Consider the following 26,034-nt stretch of genomic DNA (forward strand, 5'->3'; position numbering starts at 1 on the left):
GTTTTATTGCTTAGTTTGGTTCTTAAAAAACAACTATGACTAAGGCACTTAATCTAACTGAAAAGCTAAAGCAATATTTTGGCTTTGACACCTTTAAGGGCGATCAAGAAGCTATAATTAGAAATCTTCTTGATGGTAAGGACTCGTTTGTTCTGATGCCAACTGGTGGTGGTAAGAGTCTTTGTTACCAACTTCCATCTCTCATTATGGATGGAGTTGCAGTTGTTATATCGCCCTTAATAGCTCTAATGAAGAATCAAGTAGATGTTATTAACGGTATAAGCGAAGAAAATGGAGTTGCTCACTATATTAATTCTTCGTTAAATAAGGCAGCAATAACACAGGTAATGGCAGACATAAGGAGTGGAAAAACAAAATTATTGTATGTTGCTCCAGAGTCATTGATAAAACCTGAGAATGTAGAATTCCTTAAAACGGTTAAGATTTCCTTTTATGCTATAGACGAAGCGCATTGTATTTCAGAGTGGGGACACGACTTCAGACCTGAATATCGTAACATTCGACCAATGATCAACAATATTGGTGAGGCTCCAGTTATTGCTCTTACTGCTACAGCCACAGATAAAGTGCGCACCGATATCAAGAAAAGTTTAGGCATATTGGATGCTAAAGAATTCAAAAGCTCATTTAATCGTGCCAATCTTTATTACGAAGTGCGTCCTAAAACCAATGATGTTGATAAAGAACTCATCAAGTTTATAAAGAAGAACGAAGGAAAAAGCGGAATTGTTTATTGTCTTTCACGCAAGAAAGTAGAAGAGCTTTCAGCTATATTGCAAGCCAATAACATCAAGGCTGCAGCCTATCATGCAGGACTAGATAATATTCCAAGGTCTCAAACACAAGACGATTTCTTAATGGAACGCATTGATGTTATTGTGGCAACAATTGCTTTTGGAATGGGAATAGATAAGCCCGATGTGCGATTTGTAGTGCATTATGATATTCCAAAGAGTCTCGAAGGATATTATCAAGAGACTGGTCGTGCAGGAAGAGATGGCGGAGAAGGACATTGTTTGGCATTCTATTCCTATAAAGACATACAGAAACTCGAGAAATTTATGGAGGGAAAACCTGTTGCCGAGCAAGATATTGGTAGGCAACTCTTAAAGGAAACCGCCGCTTATGCAGAGTCTTCTGTTTGTAGAAGAAAGATGCTGTTACACTATTTTGGTGAAGAATATCCTAAAGAAAACTGTGGAAATTGCGATAATTGCAATCGTCCTGCAAAGAAAAATGAAGCTCAACAGGCATTAGAGATAGTTCTTCGGACCATCGTTGCGTTGAAAGAGAATTTTAGACAAGAGTATATTATCGACGTTGTTACAGGAAAAGCAACTGATGATGTAGTTTCTCATCGACACGAACAATTGGAGGTGTTTGGTGAAGGTGCAGATGAATCCTCAAAAATATGGAACCCTGTTATTAGGCAAGCATTGATATCAGGTTATATCAAGAAAAATATTGAGAATTATGGCATCTTGAAAATTACTGAAAAGGGAAAGAAATTCATAAAAAATCCTCATTCTTTCATGATTGTAGAAGATGTCGATTTTGATAATATTGACTATGATGCAGTGTCTGAAGGCAAGATTTCTGCTTTAGATGAAGATTTATATCACATATTAAAACCACTGAGAGCTAAAGTGGCAAAACGCCATAATTTGCCCCCATACGTTATCTTTCAAGACGTCTCTTTAGAGCAAATGGCAACCATGTATCCTGTAAATTGCCAAGATTTGCTTAACATTCAAGGAGTAGGAGAGGGCAAAGCTAAACGCTATGGAAAAGAGTTTTGGGAGCGTATTTGCGAATATTGCAAAGAGAACGACATTATTAGACCAGAAGAAATGCGTGTGAGAACCATTGCCAAACGTTCGAATGCAAAACTAAAGATTATCAATAGCATTGATAAACAAATAGCTTTAGATGATATTGCTAATGCAATGGGATTAGATTTTAACGAACTTCTCACCGAGATAGAACGCATAGTGTATAGTGGAACTAAAGTGAATATTGATTATTTCTTAGAAGATGTGATGGATGATGATTGCATTGAATCGATTTACGACTATTTTAGAGAGAGTGAAACAGATTGCATCGAAGCTGCATTAGATGAGTTTGATGGTAGTTTTGATGAAGATGAATTGCGCTTAGTACGCATTAAATTCTTGTCGGAGATGGCAAACTAACATTCCCATACATACCTTATTATATAAGTAGGACATAATTGAAATACAAGAGCAATGCTTTTTCAAATAAAAAGCATTGCTCTTATTGTATAAAAACACTTCTTTCGCAGTGTAATAGCATTGCTTTTATTATTACAAAAAAAGATCTTTCTTTTGCAGTCGTTTTCCTCTTTAAAATAAAGACTTATTCTCTTGTTTTAGAATAACTTGGAAAGTAGAAAGAGAGAGTAGAAAACTTGCAATATATTTTTTGTAATTATTTAAGGTATGAATTATTCAAAAACACGTTGTGATGTGAATTTTTATTATTAAATTTGCACGCAATAAATTCGTAAAAAACACTTATATGTCATCATTTGTTGCAGATAAAATCGTGATGGACGGTCTTACTTATGACGATGTCCTATTAATTCCAGCTTACTCAGAAGTACTTCCTAAGTCTGTTTCTTTGCAAACTCGCTTTTCAAGAAATATAGTTTTGAACGTTCCTTTTGTAACAGCCGCTATGGATACTGTTACAGAATCGGCTATGGCAATAGCTATTGCACGTGAAGGAGGAATAGGAGTTATCCACAAAAATATGAGCATTGAAGAGCAAGCTCGACAAGTTGCTATTGTTAAGAGAGCAGAAAACGGAATGATTTATCACCCTGTAACCATTCAAAGAGGAAGCAAGGTGAAAGATGCTTTGGCAATAATGAGCGAGTATCACATTGGTGGTATTCCCGTAGTTGATGCTCATAACTGCTTAGTTGGAATTGTAACCAATCGTGATTTGCGTTTTGAACGCAATCTTGACAAATTGATTGACGATGTGATGACAAGTGAAAATCTTGTTACTACCCATACACAAACCGACCTTGTTGCAGCTGCACAAATCCTACAAGAGAACAAAATTGAAAAACTTCCCGTTGTAGATGCAGAGAATCATCTTGTTGGTTTGATTACATATAAAGACATCACCAAGGCAAAAGATAAGCCTATGGCATGTAAAGACAGCAAAGGTCGCTTGAGAGTAGCTGCTGGTGTGGGTGTAACTCACGACACATTAGAGCGCATGCAAGCCCTTGTTAATGCTGGCGCAGATGCAATTGTTATCGATACTGCACACGGACACTCAAAGGCTGTGATTGAAAAATTGGTAGAAGCAAAACGTTCTTTCCCCGAAATAGATATCGTTGTAGGAAACGTTGCTACTGGTGAAGCTGCTAAAATGCTTGTAGATCACGGAGCAGATGCTGTGAAAGTGGGAATTGGTCCTGGTTCTATTTGTACCACACGTGTCGTTGCTGGTGTTGGAGTCCCACAGCTAAGCGCAATCTACGACGTATATGCTGCATTGAAAGATACCGATGTTCCTTTGATTGCCGATGGTGGTTTGCGCTATTCAGGCGATGTTGTTAAGGCACTTGCAGCTGGTGGAAGCTGTGTAATGATTGGTTCAATGGTAGCTGGTACAGAAGAAAGTCCAGGCGAAACAATCATCTTTAACGGCCGTAAGTTTAAGAGTTACCGAGGTATGGGTAGCTTAGAAGCAATGGAACAAAAGAATGGTTCGAAGGATAGATACTTCCAAGGAGATACTCAAGACGTTAAGAAACTCGTTCCAGAAGGTATCGCTGGTCGTGTACCTTATAAGGGAACAGTTCAAGAAGTGATTTATCAATTGGTTGGAGGACTACGTTCTGGTATGGGATATTGTGGTGCTGAAACAATCAATAACTTGCACAATGCTAAGTTTACACGTATCACTAACGCAGGAGTTTTAGAGAGTCACCCACACGATATCTCAATTACAAGTGAGGCTCCAAACTATTCTCGTCCAGAATAAGAATATTTATTGAAGGGCATTATACTAATATATAGTGCTCTTCAATATCACAATAAAAAGAATTAAAACAGCAAGTATAACTCAAAAGAGTATAAGCAGAAAATAGAATATTGAAAAGAAACAAGTTATTACTAATATCTTTATTGTGTAGTGCTGCTCTAAGTGCGCAAGAACACAATATTGTTATGATGATAGATGGTGAGCCAATTGCCCGTTCTATCTTCATAGATGCCTATAAACAAAATTATCCCAATGGTGTTTCTGGTAAGAAAGAGTTATATCATTTTGCTGAGCGTTATGCTGACTATTATCTAAAATGTAAGGTGGCTGCGCAACAACAGCAGGAAAATGCTGTAGAAAATAGAAATAAAAAGGTAGTTTCTTCTGCTTCAATACTAAAAAATGATGTTGTGGTTTCTGCTGACATTGAACAGCAAGCACGCAATATTTATAATAAAATAGCTTCAGAAGTGAGTTCGAAAGGCGGGCTCGTGAAATTGCAAGATATCCATATTTATCTTAGTCAAAGAGCCAGTAAGGCAGACGAGAAGAATGCAAAAGACCAAATAGAAGCTATATATAATAAGGTGAAAGCAGGCGAAGACTTTGGTAAATTGGCTCAGCTCTACACCCAAAACACCCTATATCGTGCCACAAAAGGCGAATTGCCATGGTTGGCTAAAGGGCAAACTTTAAGCGAATTCGAGAACGTTGCCTTTGCATTATCACCAGGAGAAGTGAGCAAACCCTTTATGTCTGTAGACGGATATCATCTTCTCTATCTTCAAAAGAAAGTAGATTTCTTGTCCTATAACGAGGTAAGAGCCAATATTATCGACTTCATTTTGAAAGAAAAAGTGCGTAAAGGTATCGACATACAGCATGTTTTTGCAAGTGGAGAGATGGGCAACACGCCTTCTTTAACTACAATATCTACCACAGATGAGGCTTTCAATACGTCGTCGGTAGCTAGCATCTCTAATACATTGGATGCACAGTCTTCATCAAACGAACAGCTCCTTACCTACTTAAACAACAATTTATGGAATGGAGTAGAGGCAGATTCGAGAGCTTTAGAGCGTTATTTTGAGGCAAATAAAAAGAAATATCGTTTTGACGAACCACGATTTAAAGGTTATGTGTTGTATGCTAAGAGTGCTGAATTACTAAAGGAATTAGAGAAAAAAGCAAAGCATGCACCACTTCTTAACTTGAATAAAGCTGCAATAGAGGATGCCGTTGGAGGTTCAAGAGAATCCTTTAAAATAGACGAAGGTATTTTCTCTTTAGGCGAAAATACTGTTGTTGATAAAGAATTTTACAAACAACATAACACCAATAGCGGTGCTTCTGAGTTTCCTTTTACTAAGATTGTAGGAAAGAAAGTGAAGCAACCTGACCTGAAAAGTGAAGTGACTTGGCAGGTTTTGGCAGACTATAAAGAATATTTAGAACAACAATGGCTTGCAAAACTAAAGAAAAGCCACTCAATAGTAATCAATAAAAAAGAATTATCAACCATCAACTAAGCAACAAAAGTCTTGGTTTTACATCGTATAGCACAAATGAATAGAAGACAAAAAATATCTATAGGACTTGCTTTCTTAATGACTTATGCAGGCATGAGTTTACAAGCTGGCCGTTTAGGTGCCAACTTTCATAGCAATGATTCTTTGCCCAAATCTACTAAAACTGTGTCAGTTAATCCACAAAGTGTGATAGATGAGGTTATTTGGGTAGTGGGAGACGAACCCATATTGAAATCGGATGTAGAAGCAATGCGCCTTCAATCTGAGTTAGAAGGTGTGAAGTTGAATGGCGATCCTGATTGTATTATTCCAGAGCAGTTGGCAGTTCAAAAGCTATTTTTGCACCAAGCAGCTATCGACTCAATAAATATTAGCGAGTCGGAGATATCTTCAGAGATAGAACATCAAATCAATTATTGGATTCAGCAGATTGGTTCTAAAGAGAAACTAGAAGAATATCGTCGTCAGTCAATTACACAAATACGTCAGCAAATGCATGATGATTTCAAGAATCGATTATTGATTCAAGAAATGAAAAAGAAGCTTGTGAAAGATATTGCGGTAACTCCTGGTGATGTACGTCGTTACTTTGAATCGCTTCCTGCAGATAGTATTCCTACAATTCCAACTGCAGTAGAAGTTGAAATTATAACAATGTTACCACGAGTTAGCCAAGAAGAGATCGCAAAAGTGAAGAACGAATTGCGTGAATATACTGAAAGAGTAACCAAAGGTGAAACCTCTTTTGCCACATTAGCACGTCTTTATTCTGAAGATCCAGGCTCTGCTCGCCAAGGAGGGGAGATGGATTATACTGGAAGAGGAATGTTCGATCCTGCTTTTGCGGCTGTTGCTTTCAACTTAACAGACCCTAAGAAGATTTCAAAGATTGTTGAAACAGAATTCGGTTATCACATCATTCAGTTGATAGATAAGCGTGGTGATAAAGTGAAAGTACGCCATATCTTGCGTAAACCTGTTGTTTCTGCTGAGATAGTAGAGGCTACAAAAGTGAAAATGGATTCGCTTTTGGCAGATCTTCGTGATGGTAAATTCACCTTTGAAGATGCTGCATTCCACATATCAGACGATAAAGATACACGCAATAACAAAGGTTTGATGGTGAATAATGCCAATAATGAACGTACTTCTCGTTTCCAAATGCGTGATCTTCCTACAGAAGTCGCTCGTCAGGTCGAAGCTTTAAAGCCAGGTGAGATATCTAATGTGTTTGAAATGGTGAACGAAAAAGGTAAGAAAGTATGTGCCATCGTGAAACTAAAGAATAGAATAGATGCTCATAAAGCAGTGATAACAGAAGATTATCAGGTGCTTAAAAACCAGGTATTAGCTAAAGAACGAGAGAAATTCTTACACAACTGGGTGGTAAATAAAATAAAGAACACCTATATAAGAATGGAAAATCAATATAAGAATTGTAACTTTGAGTATCAAGGTTGGATTAAATGAGATATATAAAAAATAAGAATTTAAAGTCTATAGGGCATAGAATCAGTATGTTATTGGTTCTATGCCTCTTTGGATTATGTGCACTATTTGCCTATAACAAACCTAAAAATAAGCGTGTAATACGTGAAGATCAAAAGGTTTATTTAGAGCATGCAGACGAGCTGAAACGTGATATTTATGGTACAAATCCAGATGCTCAGATATTAAAAGGCAATGTTCGCTTGAAACACAATGGGGCAACTCTTACATGTGATAGTGCCTATCTCTATCAAGAATCGAACTCAGTTAGAGCCTTTGGACGTGTTTCTTTTCGACAAGGCGATACCCTTTCGCTTAAAGGAGAACGTGGGTTTTATGATGGAGTGACACAGATTCTCGAAGTAAGAAAAAATGTTGTATTGAAGCATCGCAATCAAACTCTTTATACCGATAGTCTTAATTACGACCGAATGTATAAGAATGCATACTTCTTTGACGGTGGAAAACTGGTAGATGGAAAAGATCAATTGATTGCAGATTGGGGCGAATACAATACTCAATCACGTCAAGCAGTATTCTATTTTAGGGTAAAACTCAAAAGTAAAAAAAGTGATATAGATACCGACACCTTATATTATGATGCTCCAAAGTCGCAGGCTCACTTTAAAGGTCCAACTACAATTGTAAATAATGGTGATGTAGTGAAAACCCAAGATGGTTACTTCGATACCAAGAAAGATAAGGTAGAATTGTTCTCTAGATCAACAATTACAAGTAAAGAGAAGGTTATCACGGGTGATACTTTATATAGAGATAAGAAGACAGGTATTGGTCAAGGCTACGGAAATGTGATCTATGTTGATAAAAAGAACAAGAATGAACTACATGCCGATGTGTTTGTTTATAACGAAAAAACGGGTAAAGGTTTTGCAACTAAAAAGGCATTACTAAAAGATTACTCACAAGGTGACACCTTATTTATGCATGCCGACTCGCTAAAAATAGAAACCATACACATTAATACAGATTCGGCTTATCGAAAAGTGCATGCTTTTAGACATGTCATTGCTTATAGAAAAGATATGCAAGCGATATGCGATTCGCTGGTTGCAAATGGAAAAGACTCTTGTTTAACGATGTATTACGATCCCGTTTTGTGGAGCGATAATCGACAAGTATTGGGCGAAAAGATTTATGTTTATATGAACGATAGCACTATTCGCATGGCGAAAGTAGAAGGACAAGCACTTTCTGTTGAGCAACTTGAGGATAAAAAGAATTTCAATCAGGTGTCTTCTAAATTAATGAACGCCTACTTTGACGAGGGGGCTCTACGTCGCTTGGTGTGTGTAGACAATGTAAGGATTATCTTTTATCCTATCAACGACAAGGATAGTTCAATCATAGGACTCAACTATATCGAGACGGACACTATGCGAATGTATATCAATAAAGAGAAAAAACTAGAGCGAATTTGGATGCCAAAGGCACAAGGAACACTATTCCCAATAAGTCAAATACCTACCGATAAATTGCAGCTGCCTTCTTTTGCGTGGTTAGATCATCTACGACCAAAATCGAAAGAGGACGTATTTAAATGGAAAGGAAAGACCGATAGCGAAAAACTTAGAGTGATAGAGCGCCAAAAAGCACCCATGCAAAGATTCAAATCGGAGGGAAAAACCAAAGAAACCAGTCTGCAAAATGCAAATAAAACGACAGTAGAAACAACGTCTCAATGAGTATGAATTGGTTTAAACAGGTAAAACCAAGGGGCTTTGAGCATCGTTATCTGTATTATAATGAGCGCAAAGAAAATATTGATAAGCTCAAAGAAAAATACGAAGCAGAAAGCTTGATGAATAAAGGTGAGAACAAAGAGGTGAGCAAGAGGATTGTAAAACCTATCCTTTTACGCTCTAATTCCAATGCTTTTACACCCTTAAGTCAATCCTTTTTACTTGTAATTTCAATGCTTTTACTTTGTACTTTATTAGCTGTTGTTTATTATTGGTTGATCTAAAAAGAAATAATTGTTATGCAAGATGTAATTCAGTTACTACCAGATACAGTGGCAAACCAAATTGCTGCGGGCGAAGTTATACAACGTCCTGCTAGCGTTATCAAAGAGTTGGTTGAGAATTCAATCGACGCAGAAGCCACAACTATTAATGTATTGGTGGTGGATGCTGGTAGAACTTCGATTCAAGTAATTGATGATGGCAAGGGAATGAGCGACACAGATGCTCGTCTTTCCTTTGAACGTCATGCCACATCTAAGATCCGTTCTGCCGACGATTTATTCCAATTGCATACCATGGGCTTTAGAGGTGAGGCACTTGCATCGATTGCAGCGGTGTCACAAGTACAACTAAAGACTCGCCAAAAGCACGAAGATTTGGGAACAGTGATACATGTTGCTGGTTCAAAATACATCTCGCAAGAACCTTGCACCTGTGCAGTTGGAACCAACTTTCTGATAGAAAATCTCTTTTATAACGTTCCTGCACGTCGCAAGTTCTTAAAATCAAACACCACAGAATTAAACAATATCGTTACAGCTTTTCAGCGTATTGCTCTTGTTTATCCTCATATCACCTTTACACTGCATAGTAACGGAAATGAACTGATAAGTCTTCGAGCAGGAACTTTGCGTCAACGCATTGTAGATATCTTTGGAAAAAGAATCAATCAAGATTTGCTTTCTCTTGAAACGGAAACCACATTCTGTAAAATCTACGGCTTTGTGGGAAAACCAGAGTCGGCAAAGAAGAAGGGAGCACAGCAATATTTCTTTGTGAATGGCAGATATATGAAGCATGCATATTTCCACAAAGCGGTTGCAAGTGCATTAGAACGTCTTGTTCCAACGGGTGAACAAGTACCTTATTTTATATACTTTGATGTTCCAACAGAAGAGATAGATGTTAATATTCACCCTACAAAAACAGAGATAAAGTTTGAAAATGAGAAAGCAATATGGCAGATCTTAATGGCTATAGTGAGAGAGGCTGTGGGCTTATATAATGATGTTCCATCGATAGATTTTGATAATGAAGGACGTCCCGATATTCCAGTTTTCGATCCAAATGCTTCGATCTCGGTTCCGAAAGTAGATTATAACCCTAATTATAATCCATTTAAAGAGGTAGAACAGAGCACTCCTCGTCGTGACGTAACGAACTGGGAGACCCTTTATGAGGGCTTGGGTAATGAGATAGATGAGCCACAAAACTTGTTCACTCCAGACGAACCTATATCAGAAAGTGAAAGTCTTATTGCAGAAAAGTCGCCTTCTCATTATCAATATAAAGGAAAATATATTATGACCTCGGTGAAATCTGGACTCATGATTATCGACCAGCATAGGGCACATCTACGTATATTATATGAGAATTTCATAGAGAAACTGAATCAACGAGTAAATTCTTCTCAGAAAGTGTTATTTCCCGAAATGGTTCAAATACCTGCAGCAAGTATTGAGTTGTTTAACAAAATCATTCCAGAAATAGAACGAATAGGTTTTGAGATCAGTAATCTTGGTGGAGGAAGTTATGCACTTCAGTCGGTTCCTGCAGACTTACAAGGATTGAATATGGTAGATCTTATTCATGATATGATCGATAATGCAAGCGTACAAGGAGTGAACTCGGCGCTTGATGATATACATCATGCTTTGGCTCTGACAATGGCTCGCAGTGCAGCGATTCCCTATGGACAAGTATTAAGTAATGTGGAAATGGATGATTTGATAACCAGTTTATTTGCAACAACAAATATTAGTTATACTCCAACGGGTAAGATTATCTTATCTATTTTGAATCAATCAGACATAAGTAAGCTCTTTGGTTAGTAAGAATAATTTTTTGTTAAAGGTGGAGAATCTTCTTTTTTTGCGGTTTAATGTGAAAAATAATTAAAAATGTACTAAACTTAAATATTATTATTACCTTTGCAAGTGAAAATGAAAAATGAATAGTATACTAAAGAAAATAATATAATAATTTGATTGTCTAAATTAATAAGTTTATGAAAAAACTATTTATGATGCTGGCTCTTGCTAGTATTTCTTTGAGCTCAATGGCTCAAGAAGAATATCCAATTAAGAAGTATCGAGTTTTAACTAACACTTTTTGGAATAATTGGTTTGTACAAGTTGGTGGAAACTTGAATATGTGGTATTCTCAACAAGAACATGGATTTGATCTACCAGAAAATCCATTAAACAAAAATCGTAGAACACTAGGTGCTGCTGTAGCATTTGGAAAATGGTTTACTCCTGGTTTAGGTCTTCGTGTGAAAGCACAAGGTATTTGGGGTAAAATTGTAGGACTTTCTGCTCCACGTTATTATATGCAAAAGACAGATAAAAATTCTTATGCTAATTCATACTGGATTATGAATGGTCAAGCTTTGTTTAATTTTAGTAACATGTTGTGTGGCTACAATCCTAATCGCTTTTGGAGTTTTATTCCTTTTGTAGGTGCTGGTGTTGGTCGTACAATGACTCATAACTTATATGCAATGGGCTTAAGCGCAGGTCTTTTAAATGAATTCCGTATTAGCCGTAAGCTTTCTGCTCATTTTGAAATGGGTTGGAATCGTTACGAATCAGACCTAGATGGTATAGAAGATTGGGAAGGAAATACACGTGGTTGGGATACCCACGATAACAACTTATATGCTGAAGTTGGTTTGACATTTAGACTCGGTAAGGAAACATGGGACAATGCTCCAGACGTAGATGCTATTAAGGCTCTTTCTCAATCTCAAATTGACGCACTTAATGCACAACTTAATGATGCAAATGCAGAAAATGCACGTTTGAAAGACCTTCTTTCAAAACAACCAGATCAACAACAACCTGTTGAAAATAAGACTGTGAAAGAGTTTATTATGACTCCTATTACAGTATTCTTCAACTTGGATAAAACAAATATTGCTTCTAAGAAGGATATTTTTAACATAGCAGGAGTTGCTAAATATGCTAAAGCAAACAATGCAAATCTTCTTGTAACTGGTTATGCAGATAGCGCAACTGGTAAACCTGGACATAACCAATGGTTGTCTGAAGAACGTGCTAAGACAGTTGCTAATGAGCTAGTTAAGATGGGTGTTAATCGTGATAACATCAAAACTGACGCTAGAGGTGGTGTAAATGAGCTTTCACCAATTCAATTTAACCGTCGTGCTACTGTTCAAATTACAGAATAAGCCCTGAAATAATAAAAGAATTTATTATGAAATTAAAGGATGCTTCTTTTTAGAAGCATCCTTTAATTGTATTTAGGAGTGATGTTTTAATTGTACTATTTTAGATATGGAGCTAAAAATCTTTTGCTATTCCCTTTTATTGCTGTTTGGTAAAAACTATTTTAAAGTTCTATAAGCCTTTATTTCTCCGGCATTACAGATTGGTATAGCCAAAAGGAGGTTACTTTCTGTGTCAAATAGTAATAGTTACTAGAAACTCTTATTTGAATGAATTTGAGGCAAATATTCAGAGAAAATACCCACAAATATCACTTTTAAGGAGCATGCTTTATATAGAGAGAAATTTTGCTAGATAACAATAGTTCCGTTTAAGATGTGCTACTATATTTTGCAATCTGTTTTCATCGATTAGTTGTTCTACTTTAAGGAGAAAAGAAAAGCGAATCTAAAACTTATATTTGTTTTAGATTCGCTTTGTTCTAATGTGTTTTAAAGACTATCATCAAAGACCATAATAACGCATAGTTTTATAGGTTTATTGAGATGTCGTACGTTGTCTCTTTATCTATTTTGTCATACTTCGCACCACTGTAATCAATTTTTCGCCTAATTCTTCTGCCTCTTTTATTGTAGGAGCTTCGCTATAAATACGAATAATTGGTTCAGTATTACTCTTACGAAGATGTACCCATGAGTTCGTAAAGTTAATCTTTATACCATCGATATCGATAATTTCCTCATTGCAATACACTTCTTTTACCTTTGCAAGAATAGCATCTATATCTGCATTTTGAGTAAGGTCGATTCTGTTTTTCGCCATGAAGTACTCAGGATAGCTTGCCTTTAACTCGCTAGCAGTGCAGCCTTTATGAGCTAAATGAGATAAGAAAAGGGCAACACCAACAAGTGCATCACGACCATAATGACTCTCTGGATAAATCACTCCACCATTACCTTCACCACCAATAACGGCATTTACATTCTTCATTTGAGTGGTTACATTTACCTCTCCCACTGCAGCTGCAGTGTATTTGCCTCCATGTTTCTCAGTAACATCACGCAACGCACGAGTTGAACTCAAGTTAGAGACTGTGTTTCCTGGTGTTTTTGATAGCACATAATCAGCAACACTAACAAGTGTATACTCTTCTCCAAACATCTCTCCGTTCTCTGAAATGAAAACTAAACGATCGACATCTGGGTCTACTACTATACCAAGATCATAGCCACCTTTAGCCATTTCTCCCATAATCTCACCTAGGTTCTTTGCCAATGGTTCGGGATTGTGAGCGAAATCGCCTGTAGGTTCACCATTAAGAACTTTATATTCTACACCTAAAGTATCTAAGAATTGAGGCATAATAACACCTCCAACAGAGTTCACTGCATCTACAAGTACTTTAAAGTGCGCATTTTTTATTGCTTCACGATCAACAAGTTTCAAGTTAAGAACACTATCGATGTGACGTTGATTGAATGAATTATCTTCTGTATATTTACCTAATTCGTCAACTGAAGCATATTCAAAGTCTTCTTTTTCAGCAATAGTTAGAACCTCTTCTCCATCTGCTGCAGTTAAGAATTCACCTTTCTCATTAAGTAGTTTCAAGGCATTCCATTGACGAGGATTGTGACTTGCAGTAATAATAATGCCTCCAGCAGCTTGTTGCATTGCAACAGCAAGTTCGGTTGTTGGAGTTGTTGCCATACCAATATTTACAACATCATAGCCAATTCCCATAAGCGTTCCGCACACTATGTTACGAACCATGTCGCCAGAAATGCGTCCATCACGTCCAACTACAATGGTATTGCTCTTGCTTTTACCGCTTCGACGAATAAAAGTGGCATAAGCTGAGGTAAATTTTACAATATCTAGAGGATTAAGAGTATCTCCTGGTTTCCCACCTATCGTTCCTCTTATACCTGATATGGATTTAATAAGTGTCATAAGTTATAATAATTGTGTTAGTAATCAGTATAAGTTTTATTATTTACCTCGCTGATAGGTGATGGTATAGAAGCAAGGATAAACACGTTGAGAAGCGTTTGCTTGTCCTTCAGAGTGGGGTACAATAAGATTTACTTTTGCTAAATTATCGGTGTCATTCACCAATCTTCCAAGCTTAATGTATGCCAAAGGAACAAGCCATCCGTTAGGAACAGATGTACTATTGTATATTCTTGACATCAAGCTTGAACTGTGATCAAACGATGCTGTGTATGTAGAATAATAGCGGCGAACAGTCATTTTATCTACTAATGAAGAGAAAGCCATATCTATGTTTGACGATTGCAATGAGTCTGTTAATAGGTTTATTTCCTTATAGCGACACAAAACGTTTGTGTTTTCGTTATGTTTAAGAATCTCTCCTACACCTCTGTTCACAATTTGCATATATACTCCTGTGTTTGTAAACAACACATATTCATTCTTTGATACATCTGTTACGGTGTCCTTTGCTAGGAACTCCTCTTCAGAAATAACCTTAATATTGTTGTCTCTTATATATTTTGAGATGGCAGAACGCTCACGTTCTTTCTGATCTGCATAAGTATCAGAATCTTTACACGAAAAAAGTGTGGCAATGCAACACAACAAAACTGCTAATAGAGTGATATTTCTTATTTTCATTAATAAATAAATTTAATTGCGTTCTTTATTTTCTTGGACGCTTTTGACTACAAGATGCAGTTCAATAACAGCGTTATTTGCAAAGTTAAGAAAAAGAAAAGAGAGTGAGAAAAAATATTTCTCTTTTTATGTTTTTATGTGACAATTATTAGATAATAATCCATTAAAACTCTAACTCTTATAGACTTAAAAGAGATAGAAGTGCTAAGAAAGGTATAAATCCTTGTTTAATTAATATTTTCCAGTTACTTGTTAGTGCCCCATATAGAGTGCAATAAGAACACAAGAAATAAGTAGGATACAAGATAATTCTTTTCTATTTTCAGAGCAAAAAGCACTATAAAGTAAGGCAGGAGCAATGAGACCATTATAGATCCCTTGATTCTTCATAAGTTTTGTAAAATGCTTTTCTCTCAATACCTCTTGAGGAATATTGAATACCTTTGAGGTCTTTATTGATGATGATGCGATGGTTTCGAGGTACATGATATAAAGAAAGAGTAATGAAACCAAAATAATTAATACTTGACTAATGATGTGCATTGTACTACTTTTATAATTATCTATTTTAATTATCTGCAATATTTGTTTTTCTTTTATATCCAAATTTAATATAAAAGAATTTTTCACTCTCTACTTAATGGTACAAACATACTGAAAAAAGAGCAGTTATGCTCTAGAAAATCTTATTTTAAGAGGTGAGCATAGTATTCTATTGCACGTCGTGTGATGTCTACAGCCTCTTCAATCGTGCAGCTTAAACGGCCTCCACTAGCATTAAGATGTCCTCCTCCATTGTAAAATTGTGCTGCCATTTCATTGCAGGGGAAGTTTTCGACAGAACGAAGACTAACCAAAATGGTATTATCTTTTACACTATCTTCACGCAAAGCTATAGACAGTTTCATTCCTTTTATCTTTAAAGGCTCGTTCACTAAGCCTTCTGCATCACCTTTTGTAAAATGGAAATTATCCATATCTTCTCGAGTGATAGTAAAGTATGAGACATGAAAATCATCTAAAACATTGAGTTTTTGGCACATCATATAACCTCTAAAGCGTATAGCCCAAGCACTATAATTGTTGTAGACATTGCGATAGATCTTATCTTTATCGAAGCCTTTTGTGAGTAATTGGCTAATAATGAAGAAGATTTCTGGATAAGAAGAGTTATAAGTAAAGCCTCCTGTATCTGTCATCATTCCACAATAGATTGCTATTGCACAATGCTTTTCAATAGCATCGAAATAGTTCATTTGCCAAATTAAGCGGAAAATAATCTCACTTGTACTACTAATTGCTGGATTAGAGATGCACAAAAGAGTATCCATTGATGGATTTAAATGATGATCTATCATTATTTTAGGGGCTTTACATGCCTCTAAAGGATCTTTCATCTCCTCAACTCTACTTGCAGTATTATAGTCTAAGCAGAACACCAAACTTGCAGAATCAAAAAGTTCGTTCACTCGTTCGGGGTGCTTATCATATCGAACAATCTTCTCTACATGAGGAAGCCAACGCAAAAAATCGGGGAAAGCGTCGGGAACAAGAACAGAAACATTCTTCTTAAAACATGTTGTTAAAAAGTCGTACCAAGCCAAAGATGATCCTAAAGCATCTCCATCAGGACTTTTATGGCAGGTAATAACAATATTATCGGCACTTTTAATGGAGTTTATTAGGGTATTTATGTCACTATCGTTTAGTAAATTTATATTCATTTTTACTTTATTCTTTTGTAGAAAAAGAAAGTCTTAGAGGTGAATTGTTTAAGAATAACTCATCTCTAAGAATCTTATTATCATTTAAAATAACTTGTTAGGATATACTCCTTCGTTAACAAGAGCTTGAATTCTATCAACAGTTGCTTGTCTGTCGGCAGAATAAGTCACTCCAAACCATTTACTTGTTGTGTCTAGTACTTTCACTGTTGAAATTCCATTGTTCACCAACTCATTAACCATTAACGGAATAAAGAATTCTGCTTTAGGGTTAGCTTGGTTCTTTGGATCGCTTAAGAATTTTTTGAAATAAGCATCACTATGTGCAAAATAATCTGGAGTAAAACCCCACATGTTCATAGAAACAGGGGTATTATCTTCAATAGCAACCCATTCTCCATTCTCATCTTTATAAGATACTTTTCCTTCAATACGCATAATCTCTGTGCGTTCTACAACAGTTGTAAGTAACTCATTTTCATCTTTAGAGCAGACACCACGTGCAACAGTTCCATTTTCACTAAGAGTGTTACCTACACGGAAGCCAACCATTGCGTAAGTGTTTGTTGCATTATCTGGAAGATCAGCCAAGAACTTACCGATAACCATGAAAGAATCACGATTATAGAAGTCGTCACAGTTGATAACACAGAATGGTTCACGAATCAAATCCTTAGCCATCATCACTGCATGGTTTGTTCCCCATGGCTTTTCACGGCCTTCTGGCACTGTAAAACCTTCAGGAAGTGCATCTAATGATTGGTAGCATACCTCTGCAGGAATGTGTCCTTCGTACTTAGAAAGCACCTTTTCACGGAATTCTTGTTCAAAATCCTTACGAATAACGAATACGATTTTACCAAATCCAGCCTTGATTGCATCATAAATAGAATAGTCCATAATGGTTTCTCCATTAGGACCTAATCCATCAAGTTGCTTCAAACCGCCGTAACGGCTGCCCATACCTGCAGCCAAAAGAACTAATGTTGGTTTCATAAAAATATGGTTTAAAGGGTTATTAATTAATTTATTATTGTTTATCTCTTTATCTATACAACTTTATTATATCACTCTTTTTGAGTTGAAAGTTTTACTTTAAGCCTCTCTTGTTAGAATGGATAGCCAATGGCAAAGTTCAAATTCTGGCCTTCTTTGAAACTCTTTATATTGTAGAAACCCGAAGAATAAGGTGTATGTAACGCCACTCCCCAATCTACTCGAATAACAAGGAACTGCATATCATATCGAATTCCTAGTCCTGTTCCTAACGCCATCTGTTTAAATACATTCTTTATTTTAAATGTAGAGTTGGTTCTATAGTCTTCTTTTAAAGCCCAAACATTACCCGCATCTAAGAACAATGCACCATAGAAGTTACCGACAAGATGTTTTCTATATTCTAAATTGGCTAAGAATTTAATATCACCTGTCTGATCGAGATATGAAGTTTGTGATTGATCTACATGATAAGCACCAGGTCCTATTGTACGAATATTAAACGCTCTAATACTGTTTGCACCTCCAACATAAAATTGTTCACTATATGGAGCCATTGATGAATTGCCATAACTCCATATACATCCTGCATTGATATGTCCCACAAGCGAGCTCTTCTCATCAAATTTCCATGTCTTTGTAAAATCTGTTTCAGCCTTAAGGAATTGAGCATAAGGATTTTTAAACATTTTTTTGTCCTTTGAATTCCAACGATATCCACCTGTAAGATAGCCTAAAGATACTAGGTTTCCTGCCTCACTAAAAGCCAATTGCCATCGAATTGGATTTTGGAAGAAACTTGGACTGTTGTAAGTATAGGCAAAATACATTTTAGGAATAAACTTATCTTGCATCGTATATTGCAGATATGTGCTATTACTTACAACGTCCTTAAACTTCTTAGTGCTCTTTGTCATATAATCGAACTGCACAATTAAAGGACTAAACTCGAAAGATGACTTAACAGAAGTTTGCCAGTTAAATGTCAATTCGCCCGAAACAATGTGACGTTTGAAGTATCCTGCCCGATTAACAAGATCAGATGACATCTTAATTATTGACGTTGGCGGACGATACAGCTTATGTTGCTTCACCAAAGGGAAGAGCAATTTGGGTATTCTTAACGATAAATCACCTCCATAACTATAAGAATTAAATCCTGTTGTGGTTCCTTCTGATGAGTGACCAGTTTGCCATTCGTAGTTACCATGCAGGTTGAACTCCACAATTTCACCTCTTCTAAAGGCATTGCGTTTAGCAAAACCAAGTACAACTGCAGGTCCTAAACGCCCTGTGGTTTTTCCTTTTACATTGGTTTCAATAAAGAAATCATAGGGTTTATCTAGCACTGTTTGAATTAACATGTCCATTGTTTTATACTTATTAGTTGTATCTAAAGGAGCAAAGTTAATATCAACACTATTGAATATGCCTAGCGAACTAAGGCGATTAAGCGACTCTGTGTAATTACTATCATCGTATTTCTGACCAGGGAAGAGGCGTAATTCACGCAAAATAACTTTTGGACGCACCCTTGGTTTATTTCCATTGAAAAACACTTTATAGTGAGAATAGGTCATAGAGTCTGTTAATTGCTCTTCAGGAGAGGTCTTAATTGCTAATAATGCCTTGCCTATACGCCATGAGTCCAATGTCCCTTTAGGCAAACTATCCACCAATTGTACCTTAGTTAACACCTTTCCTGGTACAGATACGGTATCTGCAAGAAAAGTGGTATAATCTTGTTTATAGTAATAAAGGCCTTTATAACGGAATGTTTTATATATTCTTTCTCTCTGTTCTTCTAGCTTTGAGACATCAAAAATATCGCCCTTATGTAAAAGAATAGCTCCTTTGAGGCTCTTTAAGTAATTCATTTCTCTCTCAGGAAAACCTACAAACGCTACAGAATCGATTCTAAATAGAGGTCCAGGAATGACTTTATAAGCTATCTTTGCTTGCTTTTTATTCTTTGTTGTTTCGATATTATAATCTGCTTCACCACGAAGATAACCATGAGAACGTAATATTTGTTTTGCGACTAAAGCACGTAAAGAGGGATTTACGTTACTTATTAATACGGGTTTCTTTCCAAACGACTTTGTAATCCATTTGCTGAAACCATTTTTTTTCGTACTAAATGCATTCCAAATCCATAGTCCTATGGGAAAAGGAGAACGTAAAGAGCTACTTCCGAACAATGCTCCATTAGGCTGGGTTGCTAATGCTTCTTCTATTTCTTCTTGTGCTGTTATGAAATGTTTGACATCTTCATTCTTCTCATAATTGATTTTTGAGATTCCAACAAATAGCTGTTCATTTTGTGGAATACTTTTAGTTGTAGAACAAGATGTAAGGTTTAAGCCACCTATTAATAATAGGAAGAATCCCCAACGACATGGCTTAAAATATTCTTTTAGTGCTTTATATCTCATTATTTTACTTCTTTTGTTGGTTGGGTAATAGCAGGAATACTATCATTTTCTACTACATCAGTTATCTTATCCTTTGTTTTGAAACGGAAGATATCTTGGAAATGCTGTAGCTTTCGTCTCCATAAGAAACCTACTTCATATTCTCCAATATAACCATCGAGCCAATCATATGAGTCACGTTTATAGTAACCTTTAAGGTATTTATTTGAGTTAGGATTCAAACGATATTCTACTGTGATGTTATCTAAGAAGGTATCTTTTGTACCTTCGACGTTTGTTCCACCCGAAGAGAAGCTTCCACCGACAATCACATTTAATCTATTATCAAGGAATCGTTTTGCAAACTTAACCGAATAGTTAGTTCGTGTACTTCCCGAAGCATCACTACTATTATCCATATTGAAGCTCATATCAAAGGTTTTCAATGCACTTCCTGTGATAGCATTAATCTGTGACTGTAAGAAAGAGTTTAAAGATGAACTCATTGAGAAGTTATTTGAGGCTCCACCATATAAGTATTGACCTGTGGTTAGCATTGTTACTGCTATCTTTCCACGCTCTTCTTTACTCATTGCTTGTAGCTGATTAGCGATATCTGTATCCTCTTGACAAGACACAATGAACTCTAATCCCATATTCTTTAGGGTGTTTGTCACCTTTACTCCACAATTAAATAGCACCGTTCTCTTTGCTCCTTCTTGAGTAGTTACAGAGGCTTTATTTTGCTCTGTCGCTGTAATTTGAATTGTTGGGTTCATTGCTTCTCCTCTAAATTCAACGTAACTGCCTTCTTCAATATTGAAGGTTTTCAAAGGAATTACAGGTAAAGAATATTTCATTTCACCACTTCTAATAGTATAACGGCCATTTAATTGAATTTCATTTGCATTGCTATACTTCATCCGAAGTTCTCCGCCACCAATCAAATCTACATAGTTTGAATGATCGGTATTGAGATCACAACGAACATGTGCACCATTATCTACATTGATTCTCATATCCATTTCTAAGCCATTTACAGTAGGCTTTTTAACCACTTGACCTTTCTTCTCTCTAAAATCAACGAATGTTACGAGGCCTTCAAAGCGGTTGTCGTTGTTCAATGGAGAATCTAATAAGATGTAGGTCATACTTGTTGAACCTAATACATCTAATGTTCCTCGCATCTTTAATTGAGTTAATGAACCTGCTACTGTACCTGAGAAATTAACCCATGCCTTACCATATGCGAGTGAATTTCCATTATCTTCTGCATCTATCAATAGATAATTATTCGCTTTCATCTTTAGATTGAGCTTCATATTATCTAGATCTGAGAAATCAAAATAACCCGAAGTTAAGAGCGGTTCTTCGTTATGTGAATAGAAATTGAAATTCTCGAAGAGTAAATTACTTCCCACAATGCGCACTGGGTCATCGTCCATTTTAAGCTCAATACCATAAGGAACACTTACAAGATAAGCAGAATCAAGATACACCTCACCATTTACATTAGGCTTATCAGGTGTGCCTTTCACTGAAAGCGTACCATCAGCATAGCCCTTTAGGCCTACTATCTGATCTGGTATAAATCCATTCACAAGAGATAAAGGTGTGTGTTGCAAAGATAAGTTCACATCTAATGCTTCTTTCTTTTGGGGATTATACGATCCTTCAACGATTGCAATTTCTTGATTATCACGCATCAAACGGCCATCAACCGCATGACTTCCATCTGACAAAGGCATATAAACTAGCTCCGTAGAAAGATTGCCCAAAGGACTATTTTCATATACCATTCGATCTATTTTCATAGACGATGACACTGAAATAGATTTATCCTTTTTCATAAAATGCAAATCGCCATTCAGCATTCCCTGCATCTTTGGCATGAAAGGCATAATACTTAACATCTCCGCAATATCAAATTCTTGAACCGAAAGGGTTATGTCTTGCATTCCATCTTCACTTTCATTGTTGCTATATATGTGAATACCTGTTTTGTCTTTAGCCAACAATGCCACATCTGCATATATGGTTTGCGTATCAGATATATAAACATAATTGCTGTCATTCACGGCAAATTCTTTATAACCAAGAATAACATTCTTATCTTTTATACTCGCCTTTACGCCCTTGGAATCCATCTCTCCTTGTAAACCTAATGCTAATGTAAGTTTATTTTTAGAATCATATAATTTCGTATTAAGTGTTAAGTCTTTGTTCAACACACTACCATCTAATAGTGCATTGAATACATATTGAGGATTTTTAGGACTATTTCGTACCTGGGCTGCATACTTTAATTGATTATTCTGCGACATAACATTAAAACGAATCGTATCAATTTGGTTAGATTGCGCATAGACATCATATATTTCTGCACGACCATTTAGTCCTATAGAAGGTGACACCTGCATATCTATATTAGCTGAACCAACCTTATAACCATAACGTTTTAATATTTTCATAAACATGTTATTCTGCCCAGTTGTAAGATTGATATGTACTAAAGGTAGTTTCTTTTGTATTTCAAGATAATTGAATTGCTTATTGCGAATCTGCTTTTGAACTATAGATGATAGGGCATTACCTTTTCTCAAAAGATATTTATATCCGCCTTTTGCATTTAGTTTTAATTGAAAATCTCCACAATAAACATTTGCGTAAGTTGTATCACGACGTGTTATTCCATTAAACACAATACGTTGAGGATGATAATCTTTAGTACTATCACGCACAATAATATTATCAATATCCCCAAATGCTTTATAATTATCTTGTAAATCAGTGATAACACCTGCTCTACCACGAAGTGAGATGGTAAGAGGTTGGTCTGTAATACGAAGCTTATACAAATCTGCTTTAGATAGATTACATACAGCAGTAGCATCAACCAATCGCTTACTCATCAGTGCGTCAGCACTAATTGTACCATAAAGCAATTCGTTTTTACTATCTACAAATACCTTTGCTCTACCATTTTTTATAATTGCATTGGCTTTTATGTTGTTAAGTCGATAGTGATTATAAGCAAATTGTTGTATTGTTGTATTTAGATCTAAGCGTGTTTGGGGGGAGAATACATCGGTTCCCCTACCTTTAAGAGATACATTTCCACTAAAAGGTTGAAGACCTAAGCTGGGCATTAGACGTTGCAATTGCAGTTGATGTGCTTTAACTTGCGCATCATAAGTCATACTCTTTGTGTCAATAAATGCCTTACCGCTTATTTGTCCTACTCCTTCTTTCACATAAAAGGTAGTGTTATAGTGTGAACCATTTATCTTTAGATGACCATCTAAAGTCATATTCTGTGGCATTCTTACAACGCTTGTAACCGAAGAGGGTAGAAAAGAAGTAATAAAGTCGAGATTATAACTATTGCCATTCAACACAATATCGCCTACAAGATTATTGGGCTGATTTACATTTGCAAGAAAACCGCTTGCCTTCAACTTAAAAGCTGAAACCATTTGAGCATTCAGCGAGGCAATCCTTACATGTTTCATATTTCCTCGTATATCGCCTGTTATAACCAAAGGGTGACTTGGAAAGCGTTGAATTGCAGCCGAATAGGCTGGACCAAGATAGGCGATAAGGTCGGGTTTGGCAATACTTGCATTTAAAGCAAGATTCAGTTTACCAGGATTACGCTCGTCAAAAGCAGTTAAATCCATTGCCATTTGTGCTTTTAACTTTGAGTATGGTGTTTCTAAAAAGAAGTTTGGAAGTTGCATTTGCATGCTATCCATTGAAAAGGAACCACCTGCACGTTCTATTTTTAATCCACTTTTTTCTTTTAAGGTACAATAAATAATTTTTAGATTCAATTTCTCTGGGTTATAAGAAAAAGAATCTACACCTATTGCTATTTGAGATAATTCAAGGTGATTGTAATCGAATCCTCTTTTTATTGTTTCAAAAGGACGATCGTATTTCACCGCACCTTCTTTCCAATCTAACTGTCTTACAGAATAGCTTTTATGCAGAAGATCAAACAAACCACCGATTACTTCTGCATCGGTTATTTGAGTTCTCACAAATAAACTATCGTGTGGCATGCGCAATTGCACATTGGTTCGTTTCATTTTGAGGTTTAACAGCTTTATTTTCCACTCATTTTTAGTCGTCGAAGTATCAGGTGGAATGCTGTCGTTCATATATACTTTAACATTTGCATCTTCTAAAACAGCAGTATTGATCAATGCAAGTTTATTGCGGAGGTCTATGCCTTTACTAGAAATAAGTAGTTTTTTTATCCCCCCACTCACCCTAGCTTCGTCTACAAAATTGGTGGTATTAAAGTTAACTCCTTCTAATTTAAGTTGTTCCACCTCTATATTTTCTTGTAATAATGGTAGTAGTTCTACATCTACCAACATTCTTTTTACATCAGCAACTGTATCTTTCTGCGTAGAAATACTATCATTTTGTTGCAATACCTTTAGGTTTTCTGCGCCTAAATGCAATGGAAACACTAGCTTAACTCTCTCAACTGAGATATCTAAGCCTGTTTTTTCTGATGTAATCTGTACAACTTTAAATACTGCCCAACGCTGTATTGGTGGACAATATAATAGGATTGATAATAATAAAAATAGTGCGATGGGAGTTAACAACACAACCAACGCCCAACGGATATATTTTTTCATAATAAAATTCTAAAAATAGTTCTGTGCTAAGTTATAACGAATCTAACTGCAAAGTAAGCTATTTTTTCTGAATTCTGCTATAAAATTATATCTTATTTTGACATAACAAGCAGTTGATAAATGGAAAAAGATAGAAAGAAGTATAAAAAATGAAGCCTATACCATCGTTAAAGATACTATAGGCCATTTATTAGATTTAGGAATAAACTTTTGATGGAGTTTATTTTATAATTCGTTTGAAATCGGAAGGAATGGGAGTTTCGAAAAGAAGAGGCTTATGTGTTATGGGATGGTAGAAAGCTAGTACGTAAGCATGAAGACAAAGACGTCCAATTGGGTCATCACCATTACCATATTTTGTATCTCCACATACGGGATGTCCTATGTCAGCAGAATGCACACGTATTTGATTTTTGCGACCAGTTTCGAGCTTATACTCTACAAGAGTGTGATAAGCTGTGCGTTTTTTCACTTGGAAATGTGTTACAGCATACTTCCCCCCATTGTCAAAAGGACATGAATAGGTTACAAACATTTTGTTGTCTTTTAACCAATTGGCTATGGTTCCTTCGTTTTCTTGTACTTCTCCACTAACAATAGCCACGTAACGCCGATCGTAAACGATGTTATGCCAATCTTCTTCAAATAGTCGTTCTACCCGTTTATCTTTGGCATATACCATCAATCCACTTGTTTCTCTATCTAAGCGATGCACAACATGGGCATTGCATTTTTGTTTGGAACGCATCAAATAATCATCGAGAACAGTCTTTACATTAAGAGAGCCATGTCCTACGGGCATCGAAAGAATACCTGCCTTTTTATGAACTACGATGATATGGTTGTCTTCATACACAATATCAACATATTTGCTTTTAAACAAATTATTGCGTTTTGTTTTGCTAATAGAAATCTTCATTCCTGGAGTTAATGGATAATCATACTTTGTTGTGATTTTTCCATTGACCTTAATTCCTTGTCCAGCTAATATATCTTTTAGTTTATTACGGCTCATTGTTTTTATATTGGTCAGAAGCCAGTTGAGTAATGTGTCTTTATCTGTAGTCACATAATGGTCGTAATCTCCTTTTTGCATTTTGTGAATCATCTTTTTTTGATGTATTTATGTATAAAAATAGTCCTTTAATTTTATGAAATAGCATTCAAAAACAAGAAATCTACTCATTTTTATTATATTTTCTCTGCAATATGCAAATTTAATGATATTCTTTTGAATACACAGGCTTTCTATCTCTGAAACCTTGTGTATTTTATGTCCTATTTCTTTTATTTTAACATTAGCTTAGTTTATTCTAGAATAGGAGATAAATAAAAACCGCAATGCTCAATATTGAACATTGCGGGTAATAGTTT

16 protein-coding genes are annotated in these 26,034 nt (G+C 36.0%); 8 read left to right on the forward strand and 8 right to left on the reverse strand.

Translation table 11 applies throughout. The annotated features are described in order from the left end of the window. Window positions 1–35: 35 nt before the first annotated feature. The 8 genes from recQ to HMPREF0669_RS03090 all read left to right on the forward strand — a co-directional run bounded on the left by recQ (window position 36) and on the right by HMPREF0669_RS03090 (window position 12,236). Window positions 36–2,213 carry a DNA helicase RecQ gene (recQ, locus tag HMPREF0669_RS03055; protein ID WP_009228428.1) on the forward strand — a complete coding sequence of 726 codons (2,178 nt, stop codon included), beginning with the start codon at window positions 36–38 and terminating at the stop codon, window positions 2,211–2,213. 346 nt (window positions 2,214–2,559) lie between these two features. Next, on the forward strand, window positions 2,560–4,044 hold the full coding sequence (gene guaB, locus HMPREF0669_RS03060; protein WP_009228429.1) for an IMP dehydrogenase: 1,485 nt from the start codon (window positions 2,560–2,562) through the stop codon (window positions 4,042–4,044). Between the two features lie 110 nt (window positions 4,045–4,154). Beyond that, a complete protein-coding gene (locus HMPREF0669_RS03065) occupies window positions 4,155–5,573 on the forward strand; it encodes a peptidylprolyl isomerase (RefSeq protein WP_232236467.1) in 1,419 nt (472 codons plus the stop codon). Window positions 5,574–5,609: 36 nt separating this feature from the next. Continuing rightward, the gene (locus HMPREF0669_RS03070; RefSeq protein WP_369808432.1) at window positions 5,610–7,043 is read left to right on the forward strand and encodes a peptidylprolyl isomerase; all 1,434 of its coding nucleotides are present in this window, start codon (window positions 5,610–5,612) and stop codon (window positions 7,041–7,043) included. Further along, window positions 7,040–8,764 (forward strand): OstA-like protein, encoded by a 1,725-nt coding sequence (locus HMPREF0669_RS03075; RefSeq protein ID WP_020967112.1) that lies wholly within the window; start codon window positions 7,040–7,042, stop codon window positions 8,762–8,764. The genes HMPREF0669_RS03070 and HMPREF0669_RS03075 overlap by 4 nt, the downstream gene beginning before the upstream one ends. Window positions 8,765–8,766: 2 nt before the next feature. Continuing rightward, window positions 8,767–9,045 (forward strand): hypothetical protein, encoded by a 279-nt coding sequence (locus tag HMPREF0669_RS03080; protein ID WP_044045686.1) that lies wholly within the window; start codon window positions 8,767–8,769, stop codon window positions 9,043–9,045. A 15-nt stretch (window positions 9,046–9,060) separates the two neighbouring features. Beyond that, the gene (gene mutL, locus HMPREF0669_RS03085) at window positions 9,061–10,875 is read left to right on the forward strand and encodes a DNA mismatch repair endonuclease MutL (protein WP_009228434.1); all 1,815 of its coding nucleotides are present in this window, start codon (window positions 9,061–9,063) and stop codon (window positions 10,873–10,875) included. A 176-nt stretch (window positions 10,876–11,051) separates the two neighbouring features. Then, a complete protein-coding gene (locus tag HMPREF0669_RS03090) occupies window positions 11,052–12,236 on the forward strand; it encodes an OmpA family protein (RefSeq protein ID WP_009228435.1) in 1,185 nt (394 codons plus the stop codon). 565 nt (window positions 12,237–12,801) lie between these two features. Here HMPREF0669_RS03090 and glmM read toward each other — a convergent pair. The 8 genes from glmM to HMPREF0669_RS03130 form a co-directional block, all read right to left on the reverse strand. Further along, a complete protein-coding gene (gene glmM, locus HMPREF0669_RS03095) occupies window positions 12,802–14,187 on the reverse strand; it encodes a phosphoglucosamine mutase (RefSeq protein WP_009228436.1) in 1,386 nt (461 codons plus the stop codon). Window positions 14,188–14,226: 39 nt separating this feature from the next. After that, entirely contained in the window at window positions 14,227–14,871 is a 645-nt protein-coding gene (locus HMPREF0669_RS03100; RefSeq protein WP_009228437.1) for a DUF4827 domain-containing protein, read from the reverse strand. Between the two features lie 252 nt (window positions 14,872–15,123). Beyond that, window positions 15,124–15,414, reverse strand: coding sequence for a DUF1304 domain-containing protein (locus HMPREF0669_RS03105; RefSeq protein WP_020967113.1), 291 nt, complete (start codon window positions 15,412–15,414; stop codon window positions 15,124–15,126). Window positions 15,415–15,557: 143 nt separating this feature from the next. Further along, window positions 15,558–16,595, reverse strand: coding sequence for a bifunctional oligoribonuclease/PAP phosphatase NrnA (locus tag HMPREF0669_RS03110; protein ID WP_009228439.1), 1,038 nt, complete (start codon window positions 16,593–16,595; stop codon window positions 15,558–15,560). A gap of 84 nt (window positions 16,596–16,679) precedes the next feature. Continuing rightward, window positions 16,680–17,591, reverse strand: coding sequence for a nucleotidyltransferase (locus HMPREF0669_RS03115; protein WP_009228440.1), 912 nt, complete (start codon window positions 17,589–17,591; stop codon window positions 16,680–16,682). A 113-nt stretch (window positions 17,592–17,704) separates the two neighbouring features. Beyond that, on the reverse strand, window positions 17,705–20,026 hold the full coding sequence (locus HMPREF0669_RS03120; protein WP_009228441.1) for a BamA/TamA family outer membrane protein: 2,322 nt from the start codon (window positions 20,024–20,026) through the stop codon (window positions 17,705–17,707). Further along, complete coding sequence (locus tag HMPREF0669_RS03125) at window positions 20,026–24,660, reverse strand: translocation/assembly module TamB domain-containing protein (protein WP_009228442.1); 4,635 nt, start codon at window positions 24,658–24,660, stop codon at window positions 20,026–20,028. Before HMPREF0669_RS03125 ends, HMPREF0669_RS03120 begins: the two co-directional genes overlap by 1 nt. 220 nt (window positions 24,661–24,880) lie before the next feature. Continuing rightward, on the reverse strand, window positions 24,881–25,768 hold the full coding sequence (locus tag HMPREF0669_RS03130; protein ID WP_009228443.1) for an RluA family pseudouridine synthase: 888 nt from the start codon (window positions 25,766–25,768) through the stop codon (window positions 24,881–24,883). Window positions 25,769–26,034: the final 266 nt, after the last annotated feature.

This window comes from Prevotella sp. oral taxon 299 str. F0039 (assembly GCF_000163055.2).
In the GTDB taxonomy this organism is placed as follows: Bacteria; Bacteroidota; Bacteroidia; order Bacteroidales; family Bacteroidaceae; genus Prevotella.